This window comes from Prescottella agglutinans (assembly GCF_004011865.1).
GTDB classification, from domain to species: Bacteria; Actinomycetota; Actinomycetes; order Mycobacteriales; family Mycobacteriaceae; genus Prescottella; species Prescottella agglutinans.
On record NZ_RKLP01000018.1, the window covers coordinates 1 to 17,339 of the forward strand.

Genomic DNA, 17,339 nt, shown 5'->3' on the forward strand with positions numbered 1-17,339 from the left:
TAGAGTTACGGCGGCCATAGCGGAGGGGAAACGCCCGGTCCCATTCCGAACCCGGAAGCTAAGCCCTCCAGCGCCGATGGTACTGCACTCGACAGGGTGTGGGAGAGTAGGACACCGCCGAACATCCTTTCCCGAAGGCCCCCACCAATTTTTGGTGGGGGCCTTCGGCGTTTTCCGCATATAGTCACGCGACCCACCGGCCGCCGCAGCGGAACCGGTGGCATCGCCTCGATCGGCAGGCGTCGGAGATCAGATCCGGTCGACGTCGTCGCTGTTGCGAGCGAGTCGCCGAAGCAGTCGCGCGAGCAGCGCCCGCTCGTCGGCGTCGAAACCCTCCAATAGCCGGCGGTCCCGATCCACACGCTGCGGGAACTCGCGATCGACGAGCGCTCGCCCCTCCTCCGTGACCTGGAGGAGCACGACCCGTCCGTCGCGCTCGAAGCGTTGTCGTTCCACCAGCCCCAGCTTGACCAAGCGGTCGACATGCTTGGTGGTCGCGGCGCTGCTCACCATCGTCACCGCCGTGACCTCGCTCGTCCGCAGTGGATGATCGCATCGCGCGAGCGCGCACAACACCTCGAACTCTGCGCGTGAGACACCGCTGGAGTCGAGGGAGCGGTCGAGCCGATGCAGGGCCTGCGAACTGATCCGCGTGATCCGCCCCATGATCTCGATCGGCGACGTGTCGACCTCCGGGTAGGAGCGGGACCATTCCTGGCGAACCTTGTCGATGAAGTCGCGTTCAGGGCTGTCGGTCGAATCCACTTCCCCATCCTAGCCAGGCTTCAAATTCGATACATCAGTACTTTACTGGTGAACTAACCCGCGTACACTGAGACGAGTGACTGCACTCGACGCTCCCACACCCACACGGTTCGCCCAGGCCCGTGGCGCGCTCGCGCACGCCGTCGTGCCGAGGACGTGGCGTGGAGCATTCGAACTGCGTACCGCGGACGCGACGATCGCGCCGGCGCTGCGCGTCGGGTTGGCCACGGCGGTGGTGCTCGTCGCGGGCGGCCTGCTCGGCTACCGGGAACTGGCCGGCTTCGCGGCACTCGGCGCGCTGGCCGCGGCGTTCGGCCGGTACGAGCCGTACCCGCGACTGGCGGGCAAGCTGGCGCTGGTCGGTGCCGCACTCGTCGCGTTCGTCGCGCTCGGTGGTGCGCTGGGTGCCGCGTCGCTGCCGACGTGGGCGCTCATCGGTGCGCTGTCGCTGGCTGCCGGTGTGGCCTCGGGCTACATGAACGCCTTCCAACTGCTCGGTCCCGGCCCGGTGATCCTCGTCTTCGCGGCGACCGGTGCGGCGGGCTACTCGACGTCGTGGTCCGACGTCGCCGAGGTGGCGTCGGCCGCGGCGGTGGGTGTGCTGGTGGGGTGGATTGCGGCGATGCTGCCGGGGCTGGTCCTGCCACTCGGCCCGGCCCGCCTGGCCGCCGCCCGGGCACTCGTTGCGGTCGGCTCACTCGCGAGGACGGGGGTGGATGGCGTTCCGGCTGCGCGTGCGGCGCTCGTTCGCGCCCGGGAAGTTCTTGCGGCGAGCGGCCGTTCGCGCGCACGGCGCGGTCACGGCCGTGACCTCGCGAGGCTGCTGGACGCGGCCGACGAGGCAATCGACGCCTGGGTCGCGGACGGCGACGACACCCTGCTCCGGGAGATCGCGCAGCACGAGCGCGAACTGCGAAAGGTGAAGCGGGCCAGCGTCCTCGGCGGTGTGGGTGATCGTCCGTCACCGCGGACCGAGCTCCCCGCACCGAACCGGATGCTGAAGACGGCGCGCGTCAACGTCACGTCGGCGGCCCTGCGCCACACCGCGGTTCGGGTGACGATCGCGTCGGCCGCGGCGGGGTGGGTCGCGGCGGCCTGCGGCTTCGGCCACCCGCTGTGGGCGTCGATGGGCGCGATCGCGGCACTGCAGGGCCTCAACTACACGCACACCGTCCAGCGCGGCATCCAGCGACTGCTCGGCAACGTGGCCGGCGCGGCAATCGCCGCCGGCCTCATCGCGATGTCGTTGGGCTTCTGGGAGTCCGTCGTCGCGGTGGTGATCCTGCAGACCGCGGCCGAACTGATGGTGCTCGTCAACTATGCCGTCACCACGCTCGCGGTGACACCGATGGCCCTCCTGCTGACGGGGTTCACGTCACCGATCACGCCCGAGGCGGGGATGACCCGGATCGTCGACACCCTCATCGGCGTCGTGATCGGTGTCGTCGTCGCGGCGGTGACGGTGAGTCGCACCGACCGGCACCATCTGGCCTGACTCAGCCGGTACGCGTCACGATCACGAACGGCCCCGCCTCGTCGATCGTGAAGCGCGGGTCGTCGAACAACTCCTTGGGGAACGTGACGCTGTAGCGGCGGACGTTCGGGTCGTTCGGGTAGACGTCCTCGGCGAGCCGGAGGGTGTAACCGTCCGAACCCTTCCGGAAGACGAACACGTCCGGTGCACGCCACGGCAGTGCGTCGAGGGCCGACACCAGTTGGTCCGGTGTCTCGAACTCGGTCCAGTTCTCGATCGCCTCGCCGCGTTCCCGGAACTGCGCGAGGGGATTCGCGTAGTGCGACGTCAGCGCCTGGAACCCGTAGTACGGGTAGAAGCTGAGGAAGCTCGTGTCCGTGGTGAGGACGACGGTGTCGTGGCGTTCGCCGGGGCGACGCTCCATGATGATCCGGTCCACGTCGCCGTAGTACGCGGCCGCACCGGGGGCGCGCTTGTCGGCGCGGACCCCGTCACCGTCGGTGTCGGTGTACGCCACGGTGATGTCGCTCGCGAGCACCTGAGGGATGTTCTGCACGAACGCGATCAACCCGGCGAGTCCGATCACCACGATCGACGCCTTGACGCGCGGACTCTCGCTCGTGGCCAGGACGAGCCAGCGCGAGAACTCGACGAAGCCGAACACACCCGCCGTGCCGAGTAGCACGATCAGCACCGGCTCGAGGCGGAAGGACAACAGGGTGCCGCCGAGAACGGTGAACGCCATCGACATCAGCGACCACAGGTAGATCGCGATCACGCCGATGCCGAGCGCCTGCGCGCGCCGCGACGACGTCATGCGGCTCACCAGCCAGATCGTGCCGAGCAGGCACAGCGCCCCGGCGAGGGAGAACTGGAACATCGGAAGCGGTAGGTGCGCACCGGCGTCGGGCAGGTAGTGGGTCGCGGTGCCGCTGTCGGCCGGCGATCCGCGCAGGGCCTCGAGCAGATACGGCAGCCAGACGACGAGCGCGATCGCGATGGCGATCGCGGCGGTGACGGCCAGTCGCAGCAGCGGATCGAGCAGCGCGCGCCACGATCCCTGCGCGCGGACCGCGAGCGCCGCCGCGACGACCGCCATGAGCGTCACCGCGAACGCGGCCAGGCCCAGGTACAGCGTGTAGAAGGCCGCCGCGACCCCGAGGAACACGCCGGTGCCGACGACGGCTCCCCAGCCGCCGCCCCGGGTCTTCTCCGGTCGGTGCAGCCCGCCCCACGCGAGCACCAGCACCGGCGGGATGAGGATCGCGATGACGGCGCCATAGGGCTCCGCGGATCCGTAGGCGATCATGAGCGCTGCCGCGGCGAGCGCCACCACGACGGCCCAGTCGGCGCGAATCAGTTTGTTCCACAACACGAGCGCCAGGACGGCCGCCACCGCGATCGACCCGATCGCGTACGGCTTGAAGGCCTCCCAGCCGTCCATGCCGAGCAGGTTCGCGACGCGTCCGCCGATCCAGAACCACCCGGCCGGGTAGTAGGGAGGCAGGCCCGCGTACGTCATGTCGTGCAGCGCGGCGGAATCGGTCATCCGCGTGAGGTATTCGGTGCGGAACTCCTGATCGACCGAAACGCCGTGCAGGTACAGCTTGGTCGCGCTGAGTGGCATTCCGAGCGTCACCGTCACGAACCCGGACAGTCCGGCCCAGGACAGCACGGTCGCCGCCCGGACCCACCGTCGGGCACGGAAGAGGACGACACACAACGCAAGTACGGCGATCGTGACGACCTGGCCCACGGTCGTGACGGCCTGCGTGACGTTCGACGACGGGAACGCCGGCCAAGACACCTGGCCGAAGGCGAACAGTCCCACCGCGGCGACGATCGCGGCCACGAGGCCCGCGAGGATCATCTCGACTACGGTTCCGCCGACCAGTCGGGCAGGGGCGACTCGCGGCTCTGCGAGGGGGGCTGCACCTGATTGCGACACGGCCCGAGCTTACTTGGGCGTCGTCTTCGGATCGGTCTTCAGTAGGTTCGAGGAATGAGCGAAGTGCACCCGCAGACACCGCAGTGGTTCCGAGACGCGCTGGCGGCCCCGGTGGAGACCGGCAGCGTGGCGGTCGACGGCGTGGACATCCGATACCGGGCGTGGGGCGAGTCGGGCCGCCCGGGGCTCGTGCTGGTGCACGGCGGTGCTGCCCACTCGCGCTGGTGGGACCACGTCGGGCCGCAACTCGCGGGCGATCGTCGCGTCGTCGCGCTCGACCTGAGCGGTCACGGCGACAGCGGTGCCCGCGAGCACTACTCGCTGGACCAGTGGGCGAACGAGGTCGTCGCGGTGGCGTCGGCGTCGGGCATCGCCGGTCCTCCGGTCGTGGTGGGGCACAGCATGGGCGGCATCGTCTCGTACGTCGCGGCGCATCTGCACGGCGACCGGTTGGCCGGGGTGCAGATCATCGACTCGCCGATCCGTCAGCGCACCCCCGAGGAGGAGGCGGCGCGGCGCAAGGCGGCATTCGGTCCCAAGAAGGTGTATCCGACCCCGGAGGAGGCGCTCGCCCGATTCCGTTTCGTCCCGCCGCAGGAGGCCGCGGTGCCGTGCGTGCGCGAGCACGTCGCGGAGACCTCGCTCATGGCCGTCGAGGGCGGGTGGTCGTGGAAGTTCGACCCGGCGATGTTCACCCGCTCCGGCGGCGACACCCTGGCCGTCGCGCAGGCGCGGTGCCCCATCGCGTACTTCCGGTCGCAGCACGGCATCGTCTCCGACGAACTCATGGAGCGGATGCGCGAGCGGTTCGGGCCGTCGACGATCGTCGCCGAGATCCCCGACGCCGGCCACCACGCGATGATCGATCAGCCACTCGCGCTCGTCACCGGTGTCCGCACCGTTCTCTCCGCGTGGGAGTCGGCACGCTGACGCGGACTGTCACCGGTCGGTCGTATGGTCTGCACGACGGGCCGAGCGGCCCGCGGAACACGGAGGAGTGGGGCATGGGGACGTGGGGTTCGGGACCGTTCGAGAACGACGGAGCGGGCGATCTGCTCGCGGCGATTCGCGCCGGCGACTTCGACATCGACGACTACTGCGCGCACGTCGACGAGGAGTACCTCGAAGCGGACGACGCACAGGCCGCGATCGCGCTCGCGGAGATCGTCGCGGTGGCCCACGGGCTGCGGCCGGAGTCCCGGGAACTCCACGGGATCGACGCCGCTGCCTATGTGGCGTCCCTGACGGCGGAGCAGCGTGCCTGGATCGTCGGGACACTCGGCCGCGCGATCGCGGACAGCGACACCTCGGAGCTGCACGAGTTGTGGGCCGAGAACGGTCCGGAGGACCTCGAGGAGTGGCGGGCGCCGATCGCGAGCAGGTTGGAGGGCCTCCGCGCGCTGAACTGAACCGGAGGTCAGTCGACCGGTTCCGTCGAGGTGATCGCGCGCGTGAGGGCTGCGGCCGAGAACTGAGCGAACTCGTCGGAGTCGAGGTAGGACGCCCAGTCGTTGACGATGCTGGCGGCGACGCCCTGCATGCTGGACAGCAGGAACGGCAGTACCGCCGTATCGTCGCGCAGGACGCGTCCTTCCTTCGCGGCGGCCTCAGTGACGGCCTCGAGAACCTCCTCGTCGTAGCGCCTTCCCGAATCATGTACTGCGCGAAGTGATTCACGCTCGGTGTCCGCAGCGTGTTCGGCGTCGCGCCATATCTGGGACATGCGTCCGAGGCGCCCCCACCGTCGAGCCGCCTCGTCGATGATCGCGGCGATCAGCACGGTCACGCCACGGTCCCTCGGCAGTGCCGCGACGACCCGCGTGGACTCGACGATGTTCTCGTCGAGGAGCGCCATGAAGATGTCCTGCTTGTCGGCGAAGTACTGGTAGATGAGCCCGGTGCTCGTGCCGGCCCGTTTGGCGACGGACCGGATCGTCAGCGCAGAGTAGCCGCCCTCGTCGAGTAGTGCCGCCGCAGCATCCAGCGTCCGGCGTCGCCGGGCTTGCGCATCGCCGTAGATCGATCCTCCGCTCGATTCACCCACCGAGACACCGTAGCGGGGTGGATCGCCCACCACCAAGAATGAACAATGTTCGTTTTGGGATTGAACATGGTTCATTCTGTGGTTACAGTCACTCCCATGACCACTCGTGCCGTGACCCCGACCACTTCCGATTCCGCTTCCCCGGCGGGAGCGGATGCGCGAGCGGCGGTCGAAATCGCTACGGCGGCTGGGGAACTGCTGCTCGGACTGCGTGAGCGTCTGGCGGTTCCGGGCGTCGATGCTGCAGAGGTCCGGTCTGCGGGCGACCGGCTCAGTCACGAGTTCATCGCCGACGCGCTCGGCGAGCGATTCGCCGGCGACGCGGTGCTCTCCGAGGAGGGCGCCGACGACCTCGCCCGGCTCGGCGCCGAGCGCGTGTGGATCGTCGACCCGCTCGACGGCACCCGTGAGTTCGGGGAAGCCGACCGTGCCGACTGGGCCGTGCACGTCGCCCTCGTCGACCGCGGCGCACTCGCCGTCGGAGCCGTCGCGATGCCGGCGGCCGGTGTCACGTACTCGACGCTGGACGTTCCGGTCGACCTGCCGCCGCTGCGCAGCGTGCCTCGCGTCGTCGTCAGTCGGACCCGACGTCCGGCGCCCGTCATGGAGTTGGCCGCTGCGCTCGATGCCGAACTGGTCGAGATGGGCTCGGCCGGTGCCAAGGCGATGGCGGTGGTGCGCGGCGACGTGGACGTCTACGCGCACGCCGGTGGTCAGTACGAGTGGGATTCGGCGGCGCCGGTCGCCGTCGCACGTGCTGCCGGACTTCATGTTTCACGTATCGATGGGTCCGAACTCGTCTATAACCAGGAGAACCCCTGGTTGCCCGATCTACTGATCTGCCGCCCCGAGTGGGCGGGCAAAGCACTGGAGGTACTTGCACGATGACCCGTGCGCTGACCCACCTCGAGAGACTCGAGGCCGAGAGCATCCACATCATGCGCGAGGCCGTCGCGGGGAGTGAGAACCCCGTGATGCTGTACTCGGTCGGCAAGGACAGCGCGGTGATGCTGCACCTTGCCCGTAAGGCGTTCTACCCGTCCCGGCTGCCGTTCCCGTTGCTGCACGTCGACACGACGTGGAAGTTCAAGGAGATGTACAAGCTGCGCGACGAGTCCGCAGCCGCAGGCGATTTCGATCTCCTCGTCCACCAGAACCCCGAGTGTGTGGAGAAGAGGATCAATCCCTTCACGCACGGCTCGTCGACCCACACCGACATGTGGAAGACCGAGGGTCTCAAGCAGGCGCTCGACCACTACAAGTTCGACGCCGCGTTCGGCGGCGCGCGCCGTGACGAGGAGAAGTCTCGCGCGAAGGAACGCGTCTTCTCGGTGCGCTCGGCGGAACACCGCTGGGATCCCAAGCGGCAGCGCCCCGAACTGTGGCGGATGTACAACGTCCGCCGTTCGCCCGGCGAGACGCTGCGGGTGTTCCCGCTGTCGAACTGGACCGAGCTCGACGTCTGGGAGTACATCCGGCAGGAGGACATTCCGATCGTGCCGCTCTACTTCGCCGCGAAGCGTCCCGTCGTGGAACGGGACGGCACCCTCATCATGGTCGACGACGATCGAATGCCGTTGCGCCCCGGCGAGGTTCCGGAACTCAAGAGCGTCCGCTTCCGCACGCTCGGCTGCTACCCGCTCACCGGCGCCGTCGAGTCGACCGCCGCCACCCTCACCGACGTAATCCAGGAGATGCTGCTCACCACCACGTCCGAGCGGCAGGGGCGCGTGATCGACCACGACAGCAGCGCCTCGATGGAGAAGAAGAAGCAGGAGGGGTACTTCTGATGGCCCACGCATCCGATCTGATCGCCGACGACATCGAGCAGTACCTCGAGCGGCACGCGACCAAGTCCATGCTGCGCTTCATCACGTGCGGCAGCGTCGACGACGGCAAGTCCACCCTGATCGGGCGTCTGCTGTACGAGTCGAAGCTGGTGTTCGAGGACCAGCTCAGTGCGCTCGAAAGCGACTCGAGGAAGGTCGGCACCCAGGGCGAGGGTCTCGACTTCGCGCTCCTGGTGGACGGGCTCGCAGCCGAGCGCGAGCAGGGCATCACGATCGACGTGGCCTACCGCTACTTCACCACCGAGCGGCGCAAGTTCGTCGTCGCCGACACCCCGGGACACGAGCAGTACACGCGCAACATGGTCACCGGCGCCTCGACGGCCGACCTCGCGGTGATCCTCGTCGACGCCCGCAAGGGCGTCCTCACGCAGACCCGGCGGCACTCGTACCTGGTCTCACTGCTCGGCATCCGGCACGTGGTCCTCGCGGTCAACAAGCTCGATCTCGTCGACTACTCGCAGGACGTGTTCGAGCGCATCGCCGGCGAGTACGCCGAGTTCGCGGCCGAGATCGGGCTCGAGCACGTGGTACCGATCCCGCTGTCGGCGTACATGGGGGACAACCTCACCGAGCGCAGCCCGAACACCCCGTGGTTCACCGGGCCCACGCTCATCGACCACCTCGAAACGGTCGAGATCGACGATGCCGACCAGAGCGCGCCGTTCCGGATGCCCGTGCAGTGGGTGAACCGGCCGGACCTCGATTTCCGTGGCTTCGCGGGGCAGATCGTCAGCGGTGTCGTGCGTCCCGGGGATCGGGTGCGCGCGCTGCCGAGCGGGCGGGAATCGACCGTGGCGCGGATCGTGACGATGGACGGCGACCTGGACGAGGCCGGGGCCGGTCGGTCGGTCACCATCACCCTTGCCGACGAGATCGACATCAGCCGCGGTGACGTCCTTGCCGGTGCCGACGACCTCCCGTGCGTGGCCGACCAGTTCGAAGCGCAACTGGTGTGGATGGGCGAGCACGAGATGCTGCCCGAGCGGCCCTACCTGTGCCAGATCGGCACGATGACCGTGCAGGCCCGAATCACGAAGCCGAAGCACAAGGTGAACGTCAACACCCTCGAACAGACCGCCACCAACACGTTGGCACTCAACGAGATCGGCGTATGCAACATCAGCTTCGACCGGCCGGTGCCGTTCGACCCCTACGCGGACAACCGCGACACCGGCGGCTTCATCCTCATCGACCGGCTGACGAACACCACCGTCGGGGCGGGAATGATCGCGCACTCGTTGCGCCGATCGGACAACATCCACTGGCAGGCCGTCGACGTGAACGACGAGGCCCGTTCGTTGCTGAAGGGCCACCGACCGCAGATCGTCTGGTTCACCGGGCTGTCGGGGTCGGGGAAGTCGACCATCGCCAACGAACTCGAGCGTCGGCTGTACGCCCTCGGCTGCCACACCTACCTCCTCGACGGCGACAACGTCAGGCACGGTCTGGGCCGCGACCTCGGCTTCACCGAAGCCGATCGGGTGGAGAACATCCGCCGGGTCACCGAGGTGGCCCGGTTGATGGCCGATGCCGGGCTGATCGTCCTCGCGTCGTTCATCTCTCCGTTCCGCGCCGAACGCGATGCTGCCCGCGAACTGATCGGATCCGATCGCTTCTGCGAGGTGTTCGTCGACACGCCGATCGAGCTGGCCGAGGAGCGCGATCCCAAGGGGCTTTACAAGAAGGCGCGACGCGGCGAACTCGCCAACTTCACCGGCGTCGACTCGCCCTACGAGGCGCCCATGTCGCCGGACGTTCGGATCGACACCACCGACCTCACGCCGGAGCAGGCCGCCGACGGCATCGTCGAGATGCTCCGCGAGCGCGGCGTCATCTCCTGACGACGAAACACACTGCAGCCAGAGAGTGATCAGCGGGTTCATCGGCTGGATCATGTGGCCACCGAGGGTTCCACCGACAATGAAGGAGTGATTCTTGCCGAACCGAACTGAGATCTGTGCAGCGGTGCAGTCGTACGTCGAGCACCTGGGCAACCACGACGTCGACAAGCTCGTCGACCTGTTTGCGGAGGGAGCCGTGCAGCACGAGCCGCTCGGTGCCAGGACGTACCGGGGCCTCGACGAGATCCGGGCGTTCGACGAGGCGAACGCGAAGGTTCCGTTCTCGGTGTCGCTGCTGTCGCCGATCACCGTGACGGGGCGCTTCGCGGCCGCGCAGCTTCGCGTCCATTGTGACGGGATGCCCGACTTCGCGTCCACGGACCTCTTCGAGTTCGACCAGAACTGCAAGATCGTCTCGCTCAGTGTCGTGCTGGACCCGGAGGCGACGGTATGACCGCGGAGATGACCGTGCGCACGACGCCGAGGCCGCTGCCGATGCTCGAGGACAAGGTCGTCGTGGTGTCGGGAGTCGGCCCCGGCCTGGGACGTTCGATCGCGGTGCGCAGCGCGCTGGCCGGCGCACGAGTGGTGCTGGCAGCCCGGACGGAGTTGCGCCTGACCGCCGTGGCGGACGAGGTGCGGGCCCTGGGCGGGACCGCGCTCTGCGTGCCGACGGATCTCACCGACGGCGACTCGGTGTCCGCGCTCGCGGACACGACGCTCGCCGAGTTCGGCCGGGTGGACGCTCTCGTCAACAACGCATTCGTCCAGCCGCCCCACGAACGCCTGCTCGACGCGGAGTTCGACTCGGTTCGCCGCGGCATCGACATCAACCTGCTGGCGGCACTCGACCTGACCCGGAAACTGGCCCCGGCCCTGGTCGAGTCGCAGGGCTCGGTGGTGCTGATCAACTCAATGGTGCTGCGCAATCAACTCCCGAACTTCGGTGCCTACCGCATCATGAAGGCCGGGTTGCTGGCGCTGGCACGCAGCCTGTCGGTCGAACTCGGCCCTTCCGGAGTTCGCGTGAATTCCGTTGCACCGGGTTATATCTGGGCGGACTCTGTCAAGCGCATGTTCGAGAAGCAGTCCGAGGCACGCGGCGTCCCGTTCCAGCAGGTCTACGACGAGGTGGCTGCGGGTACCGATCTGCGACGGTTGCCCGAACCCGACGACATCGCGAACACCGTGGTGTTCCTGTCCTCCGACTACGCGCGCGCCATCGCCGGCCAGTGCGTCGACGTCAACTGCGGGCACACGCACCACTGACCTACCAACGACAAGGAAACATCGATGACCCAGCACATCGACGGTGTCGGCTCGATCGAGGAGTTGCACGCCGAGGCCCGGCAGGCGACCGGGTACGACGACTTCGGCACGGGCGAATACCTGGAGGGTCTGCGCGTCCTCCTCGATTCGTTCGAGAACGAGGCCGACCTGACGCCGCACGGAAAGATCATCGCGCGCAAGATGATCGTCGGAGCCCTCGCCGGCCGCGCGATCAGCGAGGCCGGGTTCGCCCGGCACCCCGAGCACGTCGAGGTTCCGATCGAACGGCCGATCTTCATGTGTGGGCTGACCCGCACCGGTACCACCGCGCTGCATCGCCTCCTCAGTGCAGACCCTGCGAACCAGGGTGTCGAGATGTGGCTGGCCGAGGCGCCTCAGCCCCGTCCAGCCCGTGAGACCTGGTCGGAGAATGCCGATTTCCTCCGCTGCGACGCCTTCTACCGGGCGCGTCAGGCGAACGAGGCGGACCTGATGAAGGTCCACTTCATGGGTGCCGAAGAGGTCGAGGAATGCTGGCGACTGCTCCAGCAGACGATGCTGTCGACCTCGTTCGACACCATCGCGTACGTGCCGTCGTACACGGACTGGCTGGCGAAGCAGGACTGGACCGCCACCTATGCCCGCTACAAGAAGAACCTGCAGCTGATCGGTATGAACGATCGGGATCGCCACTGGGTGCTCAAGAGCCCGAGCCACGTCTTCGCGATCGACGACATCTTGAAGGTCTTCCCGGATGCGCTGTTCGTTCGCACCTTCCGTGACCCGCACACCTCGATGGCGTCGACCTTCAGCCTCGCCGAGCAGGGCGGTCACGGCATGTCGCAGGCGTTCGACCGCAAGACGATCGGACGGACACAGCTGGAGCTGTGGGCGCGCGGAAACGCGAACTTCCATGCGGCCCGGGCACGTTACAACCCCGAGCAGTTCATCGACGTCGACTACCGCGACTTCGTGGCCGATCCGATCGGCACCGTCGAGAAGATCTACGCCCAGTTCGGCATGCCGTTCTCCGACGAGGCGCGCCGGGCGGTCACCGCCGCCCACGAGGACAGCCTCGCCGACCATCGGCGGCCCTCGCACACGTACTCGCTCGAGGACTTCGGCGTCACCGCAGCCGAGGTCGACGCCAAGTTCGCCATTCACTGACTCATTGCGACGGATAGGAATTCACGATGAACGCCACTTGGGAGAAACTCTGCACCGACCTGCTCGACGTGGGCAAGATCCTGTCGGACCCGATCGTGCCGCAGGATCCGCTGACGCAGGCGGAGGGCGTCCGCTATCTGTCGCGTCTGCTGCGCTACGCGACGATCAACTGCGTCGAATACACCGATCCGCGCTGGCCGCAGTTCACCTCGGCGCCGAACCCCAACATGATGACGAAGATCGGGGCGGACAACCCGGACAACGTCTACATGCGCGCCAACATCTCGGGCAAGTACACGTATCGCATCACGGGCACGCGCGGCACGGTGCCGCTCGTGACGTTCGGGTCGCGCATCAATCGATATCACATCGACGGCACCATGCTGCAGACCGGTGACCTGCACATTCACGACCTCGAGATCGGCCAGCACGGTCGTTTCGAGTTCATTGCGAGCGCGGAGAAGCCGGCAGACGGCACTGCATGGTTGCCGCTTGATCCCGAGAGCAACCTCATCTCCGTCCGGCAGACCTACCAGGACCGGCGCAACGAGGTGATCGCCGAACTCTCGATCGAATGCCTGAATCCGGACGGAGAGTTCGTCCCGTTGTCGCCGGAGGAGATCGGCCAGCGACTGGACAAGGCCGTCGGCATGGTCCGGGGCACCGCGAACACCTTCCTCGAGTGGTCGCGAAAGTTCCAGCCGCACACCAACGAGGTCTTCGACTGGGGGCAGGACTACTTCCAGAACGCCGGCGGCGACCCCACGATCTTCTACCTGCACGGGTACTGGAAGCTCGCCGAGGACGAGGCGTGGGTGATCGAGACCGAGGTTCCGAACTGCGAGTACTTCAACTTCGTGCTGCAGAACTTCTGGGTGGAGTCGCTCGACTACAACCGGACGAACATCTACGTCAACAACCACACCGCGAAGCTGAACGACGACGGCACGCTCACAATCGTGGTGTCCGCCAAGGATCCCGGCTACGGCAACTGGATCAGCACCGACGCCCACGCCGAGGGGACGTGGGCGATGCGCTGGATCAAGGCCGACTCGCATCCCATCCCGACGTCGAAGGTCGTGAAGCTGTGAGTGCCGGCGCGATGAAGTGGTCGCTCGCGGCCGCGATGATCGACGCGCGGGACCTGTGCGAACTGGCCCGGGTCGCGGAGGAGGTCGGATTCGACTCGATCGCGATGCCGGACTCGGTGTTCTACCCGGAGCAGGTCTCGGCGGACTACCCGTATTCGCCCGACGGCAAACGCATGTGGGCTCCCGAGACACCGATGCCGGACCCGTTCATCGCGATCACGGCGATGGCGGCGGTCACCGAGCGACTCCGCTTCTACACCAACGTCCTCAAGCTGCCGCTGCGCGATCCGCTGCTCACCGCGAAGCAGATCGCCACCATGGCGGTGATGTCGGACAACCGGATTGCCGTCGGAGTGGGACTGTCGTGGATCCCGGAGGAGTTCCGGTTCACCGGCACCGAGATGCGAACCCGGGGTGCCCGCACGGACGAGGCCATCCAGATCGTCAAGGCGGTGTGCGCGGGACGGGGGCCCGAGTGGGTCGAGTTCCACGGCAAGCACTACGACTTCGACCGACTGATGATCAGCCCGGCACCGGCCCGGCCCGTCCCGATCTACGTCGGCGGCCACAGCGAACCGGGCCTGCGGCGCGCCGCCCGCCTCGCCGACGGCTGGATCTCCGTCAACACCGACGTCGAACAGTTGACGGATGCGATCTCGCGACTGGCAGAGATGCGGGCCGAATACGGCCGCGCCGGTGAACATTTCGAGATCAACGTGTCCCCGACGGGGGTGCGGGGCCTGGATGCATACCGGGCGCTGGCGGACGTGGGCGTCACCGAGTGCCGGGTCTCGCCCTGGTACCTGTACGGCGCCGACTTCGCGAGCCGGACGGCCCGTCTCGACGCGGTCCGACGCTTCGCGGACGAGGTGATCGCGCGCGAGCGCACCGCCGTCTGACACGACGACGAACGGGAGTTCACCGCACGCTTCGCGACCGAAGGCGTGCGGTGAACTCCCGTTCGGGTTTTCGGAGGGTGGTCGAACTTGCATCCTGGGGTGCCTGGTTGCGATCGCGGCGGGACGACATATTTGTGTGGTCCAACCGGACCCGCCCCCGAAAACGAAGGACCACACATGATCTCTCGAATCGCAAAGACGCTCGCCGCATCCGCTCTCGTCGCGGGCGGCTTGCTCGGCGCCCAGGCCGCGGTAGCGCACGCCGAGATCCGTACCGCCCCCGACGGCACACAGACGACCGTATGTGTCTACGACGGTAAGGATTACAGCGTCGGTAGCAAGGTCTACCACCCGGACGGCACCTACCAGACCTGCAAGAGCGACGGCACGTGGCAGCGCGTCAAGCCGAACACCGGCAACGACATGCGGGCGGTCCCCGCTCAGCCGCGCGCGGCAATGTAGGGGCCGGAGTACCCCCGAACGCGATTCGGCCCCCCACAGTGCACTGTGGGGGGGCGAATCGCGTATGCGTTGCCTCAGATGGGCAGCTTGCGGAAGATCGCGCGCGGGACGTGGCGCAGCACCATCATCACGAAACGCCACGGACCGGGGGTCCAGACGATTTCCTTGCCCTTGTCGGACGCGGCCACCGCGAGCGCGGCGACGTCTTCCTTGTTCACCGTCAGCGGGGCTTCCTTGACGTGCGCGCTGAACTTGGTGCGCACCATGCCGGGCCGCACGACGGTGACCTTGGGGCCGAACGGGGCCAGCGCCTCGCCGAGGCCGAGGTAGAACCCGTCGAGGCCGGCCTTGGTGGAGCCGTAGACGAAGTTGGCGCGCTTGACGCGCTCACCGGCGACCGACGACATCGCGACGATGCGGCCGAAGCCCTGCGCCTTCATCTTCTCGCCGACCAGGACGCCGACCGAGACGGCCGCGGTGTAGTTGACGTTCGCGACCAGCACGGCCTTGCGCTGGTTCTGCCACAGTTCCTCGGCGTCGCCGTCGAGGGCGAACGCGACGATCGCGACGTCCACGTCGCCCTTGGACCAGGCCTCGTCGATCACCTTGGGGTGGCTCTCGGTGTCCAGCGCGTCGAAGTCGACGATGTCGACCTGCGTGGCACCCGCGGCCTGCATCTGCGCGACGGCGGCGTCGCGGCCCGGATCGTTCGGCAGCGCAGCGAGAATCACGCGCAGCGGCGACTTCTTCAGGTACTCCTCGCAGATCGCCAGACCGATCTCGGACGTGCCACCGAGGAGCAGCAGGGTCTGGGGATTGCCGACGGCATTGATCACTGCAGTTCCAACCTTCTGGACATGTCGGAGGCGAAAACGCCTGTGGGGTCGACGGATCGGCGGACCTTGATCCACTCGTTGATCCGGGGGTACATGGCATGGAACGTCTCGGCCGTGGTCCGCGAATCCTTCGCGGTGTACAGGCGGCCGCCGAACTCGAGCACGCGCTTGTCGAGTTCGGTGACGAACTCGTTGAGGCCCGGCTTGATCCGGAAGTCGACGCAGATGTTCCAGCCGGCCATCGGGAAGCTGAGCGGCGCCTTGTTGCCCTCGCCGAACAGCTTGAAGACGTTGAGGAACGAGTGGTGTCCCGACGCCTGGATGTCGCGGATGATCTGCTTGAACTCGCCCACGGCCTCCGGCGGCACCACGAACTGGTACTGCAGGAATCCGTTGGAGCCGTAGCCGCGGTTCCACTCACCGAAGAGATCCAGCGGGTGGTAGAACTGCGTCAGATTCTGGACCTGGTTGTCGGCGTTCTTGGTCTTGCGGTAGTACAGCTCGCCGATCACCGAGAAGTTGAACTTGTTCGCGAGACCGTTCGGGAAGACGTCCGGCAGCGTCAGCAGCGTCGGCGCGTCGAACTTGAGTGGATCCTTCTGCAGCTTCGCGGGCAGCTGGTCCAGCTTCGCGAGGCTGCCGCGCGAGACCGCGGCGCGGCCCAGCTTCGGCTCGGGCGAGATCGCGTCGAACCAGGCGCTCGAGTAGTCGTAGTTCTCCTCGCTGCCGTCGCTGTGCAGCGCGATGGTCTCGTCCAGGTCGGCCGTGCGCCGGCTGTCCGCGATGAAGTACGCGGTTTCCGTCGGCGTCATCTCGATCGTCGCCTTGAGGATGATGCCCGTCAGGCCCATGCCACCGACCGTGGCCCAGAACAGCTTCGCGTTCCGGCCGGCCGGGGTGAGCGTGCGGACCTGGCCGTCCGCGGTGAGCAGATCCATCGAGCGCACGTGGTTGCCGAAGCTGCCGGCGCTGTGGTGGTTCTTGCCGTGGATGTCGGACCCGATCGCGCCGCCGACCGTGACCTGGCGGGTGCCCGGCAGCACCGGGACCCACAGGCCGAACGGCAGCGCCGCGCGCATCAACTGATCCAGGTTCACACCGGCATCGACGGTCACCAGGCGGGTGTTGGCGTCGATGTTGTGGATTCGGTTCAGCGCGTTCATGTCGACGACGAGTCCGCCCGCGTTCTGCGCCGGGTCGCCGTACGAGCGGCCCAGGCCGCGCGCGATGACACCGCGCCGCAGGTGCGACGGCTTCGACTCGTTCTGCTCCGCCACCTGCGCGACCGCCTTGGCGATCACTTCGACGTCGGGCGTGGACAGCACCTGTGCGGTGGTGGGCGCGGTGCGTCCCCAGCCGGTGAGGGTGCGGGTCTGCGTGGGGAGCGGCTCGTGAGCCGTCTCTTCTGCTGTCTCGGACATCGGCTACGAGGCTACCTGGCGGTAGTACCGGTGATCCTGTGCGAGTGCGCCGATCCACAACTTCTCTACCCGCGTTTTGCGCACTTATCGGCCTTTCCGGGTCCGGAGAGCAGCGACAAGTGCGCAAAACGGGGGAGTGGGGGACGGATCAGGCGGGGACGATGAGTCCGGCCGTCTGGGTGCGTGCCTTGGCGAAGCGGTCGGCGACGTCGGCCCAGTTGACGATGTTCCAGAAGGCGTTGACGTAGTCGCCCTTGACGTTCTGGTAGTCG

Annotated in this window: 18 protein-coding genes and 1 rRNA gene; 13 read left to right on the top strand and 6 right to left on the bottom strand. The window is 67.4% G+C overall.

Annotated elements, in window-relative coordinates; genetic code table 11:
- Positions 1 to 6 precede the first annotated feature (6 nt).
- A 5S ribosomal RNA gene (gene rrf, locus EGT67_RS24845) occupies positions 7 to 123 on the top strand.
- A gap of 126 nt (positions 124 to 249) precedes the next feature.
- On the opposite strand, the gene EGT67_RS24850 is transcribed toward rrf, so the two are convergent.
- Complete coding sequence (locus tag EGT67_RS24850; RefSeq protein ID WP_127918777.1) at positions 250 to 765, bottom strand: MarR family winged helix-turn-helix transcriptional regulator; 516 nt, start codon at positions 763 to 765, stop codon at positions 250 to 252.
- A gap of 76 nt (positions 766 to 841) precedes the next feature.
- Between EGT67_RS24850 and EGT67_RS24855 the strand changes: the two genes are divergently transcribed.
- Entirely contained in the window at positions 842 to 2,260 is a 1,419-nt protein-coding gene (locus EGT67_RS24855) for an FUSC family protein (RefSeq protein WP_127918778.1), read from the top strand.
- A 1-nt stretch (position 2,261) separates the two neighbouring features.
- Here the strand turns inward: EGT67_RS24855 and EGT67_RS24860 are convergent, their stop codons facing one another.
- The gene (locus EGT67_RS24860; RefSeq protein WP_127918779.1) at positions 2,262 to 4,109 is read right to left on the bottom strand and encodes a galactan 5-O-arabinofuranosyltransferase; all 1,848 of its coding nucleotides are present in this window, start codon (positions 4,107 to 4,109) and stop codon (positions 2,262 to 2,264) included.
- Between the two features lie 132 nt (positions 4,110 to 4,241).
- Between EGT67_RS24860 and EGT67_RS24865 the strand changes: the two genes are divergently transcribed.
- Both EGT67_RS24865 and EGT67_RS24870 read left to right on the top strand, forming a co-directional pair.
- Positions 4,242 to 5,117, top strand: coding sequence for an alpha/beta fold hydrolase (locus EGT67_RS24865; protein WP_127918780.1), 876 nt, complete (start codon positions 4,242 to 4,244; stop codon positions 5,115 to 5,117).
- A gap of 74 nt (positions 5,118 to 5,191) precedes the next feature.
- Positions 5,192 to 5,596 carry a DUF4259 domain-containing protein gene (locus EGT67_RS24870; RefSeq protein ID WP_127918781.1) on the top strand — a complete coding sequence of 135 codons (405 nt, stop codon included), beginning with the start codon at positions 5,192 to 5,194 and terminating at the stop codon, positions 5,594 to 5,596.
- Positions 5,597 to 5,604: 8 nt separating this feature from the next.
- On the opposite strand, the gene EGT67_RS24875 is transcribed toward EGT67_RS24870, so the two are convergent.
- Positions 5,605 to 6,231, bottom strand: coding sequence for a TetR/AcrR family transcriptional regulator (locus tag EGT67_RS24875; protein WP_127918782.1), 627 nt, complete (start codon positions 6,229 to 6,231; stop codon positions 5,605 to 5,607).
- 96 nt (positions 6,232 to 6,327) lie between these two features.
- On the opposite strand from EGT67_RS24875, the gene EGT67_RS24880 reads away from it, so the two are divergent.
- The 9 genes from EGT67_RS24880 to EGT67_RS24920 all read left to right on the top strand — a co-directional run bounded on the left by EGT67_RS24880 (position 6,328) and on the right by EGT67_RS24920 (position 14,810).
- Positions 6,328 to 7,119 (top strand): 3'(2'),5'-bisphosphate nucleotidase CysQ, encoded by a 792-nt coding sequence (locus EGT67_RS24880; RefSeq protein WP_127918783.1) that lies wholly within the window; start codon positions 6,328 to 6,330, stop codon positions 7,117 to 7,119.
- Positions 7,116 to 8,021, top strand: coding sequence for a sulfate adenylyltransferase subunit CysD (gene cysD / locus EGT67_RS24885; RefSeq protein ID WP_127918784.1), 906 nt, complete (start codon positions 7,116 to 7,118; stop codon positions 8,019 to 8,021). The genes EGT67_RS24880 and cysD overlap by 4 nt, the downstream gene beginning before the upstream one ends.
- Positions 8,021 to 9,922 (top strand): sulfate adenylyltransferase subunit CysN, encoded by a 1,902-nt coding sequence (gene cysN, locus EGT67_RS24890; RefSeq protein WP_127918785.1) that lies wholly within the window; start codon positions 8,021 to 8,023, stop codon positions 9,920 to 9,922. Before cysD ends, cysN begins: the two co-directional genes overlap by 1 nt.
- Positions 9,923 to 10,016: 94 nt before the next feature.
- A complete protein-coding gene (locus EGT67_RS24895) occupies positions 10,017 to 10,376 on the top strand; it encodes a nuclear transport factor 2 family protein (RefSeq protein ID WP_127918786.1) in 360 nt (119 codons plus the stop codon).
- Positions 10,377 to 10,384: 8 nt separating this feature from the next.
- The gene (locus tag EGT67_RS24900) at positions 10,385 to 11,191 is read left to right on the top strand and encodes an SDR family oxidoreductase (protein ID WP_206612485.1); all 807 of its coding nucleotides are present in this window, start codon (positions 10,385 to 10,387) and stop codon (positions 11,189 to 11,191) included.
- Positions 11,192 to 11,215: 24 nt separating this feature from the next.
- A complete protein-coding gene (locus EGT67_RS24905; protein WP_127918787.1) occupies positions 11,216 to 12,358 on the top strand; it encodes a sulfotransferase family protein in 1,143 nt (380 codons plus the stop codon).
- A gap of 26 nt (positions 12,359 to 12,384) precedes the next feature.
- Positions 12,385 to 13,449, top strand: a complete 1,065-nt coding sequence (locus tag EGT67_RS24910) for a DUF1214 domain-containing protein (RefSeq protein ID WP_127918788.1) — start codon at positions 12,385 to 12,387, stop codon at positions 13,447 to 13,449.
- 11 nt (positions 13,450 to 13,460) lie between these two features.
- A complete protein-coding gene (locus tag EGT67_RS24915; RefSeq protein WP_127918793.1) occupies positions 13,461 to 14,348 on the top strand; it encodes a TIGR03619 family F420-dependent LLM class oxidoreductase in 888 nt (295 codons plus the stop codon).
- Between the two features lie 177 nt (positions 14,349 to 14,525).
- Entirely contained in the window at positions 14,526 to 14,810 is a 285-nt protein-coding gene (locus tag EGT67_RS24920; RefSeq protein ID WP_127918789.1) for a hypothetical protein, read from the top strand.
- Positions 14,811 to 14,884: 74 nt separating this feature from the next.
- Here EGT67_RS24920 and EGT67_RS24925 read toward each other — a convergent pair whose 3' ends face one another.
- The 3 genes from EGT67_RS24925 to EGT67_RS24935 all read right to left on the bottom strand — a co-directional run.
- Positions 14,885 to 15,646 (bottom strand): decaprenylphospho-beta-D-erythro-pentofuranosid-2-ulose 2-reductase, encoded by a 762-nt coding sequence (locus EGT67_RS24925; RefSeq protein ID WP_127918790.1) that lies wholly within the window; start codon positions 15,644 to 15,646, stop codon positions 14,885 to 14,887.
- On the bottom strand, positions 15,643 to 17,067 hold the full coding sequence (locus tag EGT67_RS24930; RefSeq protein WP_127918791.1) for a decaprenylphosphoryl-beta-D-ribose oxidase: 1,425 nt from the start codon (positions 17,065 to 17,067) through the stop codon (positions 15,643 to 15,645). Before EGT67_RS24930 ends, EGT67_RS24925 begins: the two co-directional genes overlap by 4 nt.
- A gap of 148 nt (positions 17,068 to 17,215) precedes the next feature.
- Positions 17,216 to 17,339 (bottom strand): Fe-Mn family superoxide dismutase (locus EGT67_RS24935; RefSeq protein WP_277750165.1); only part of this gene is annotated, 124 nt, incomplete at its 5' end.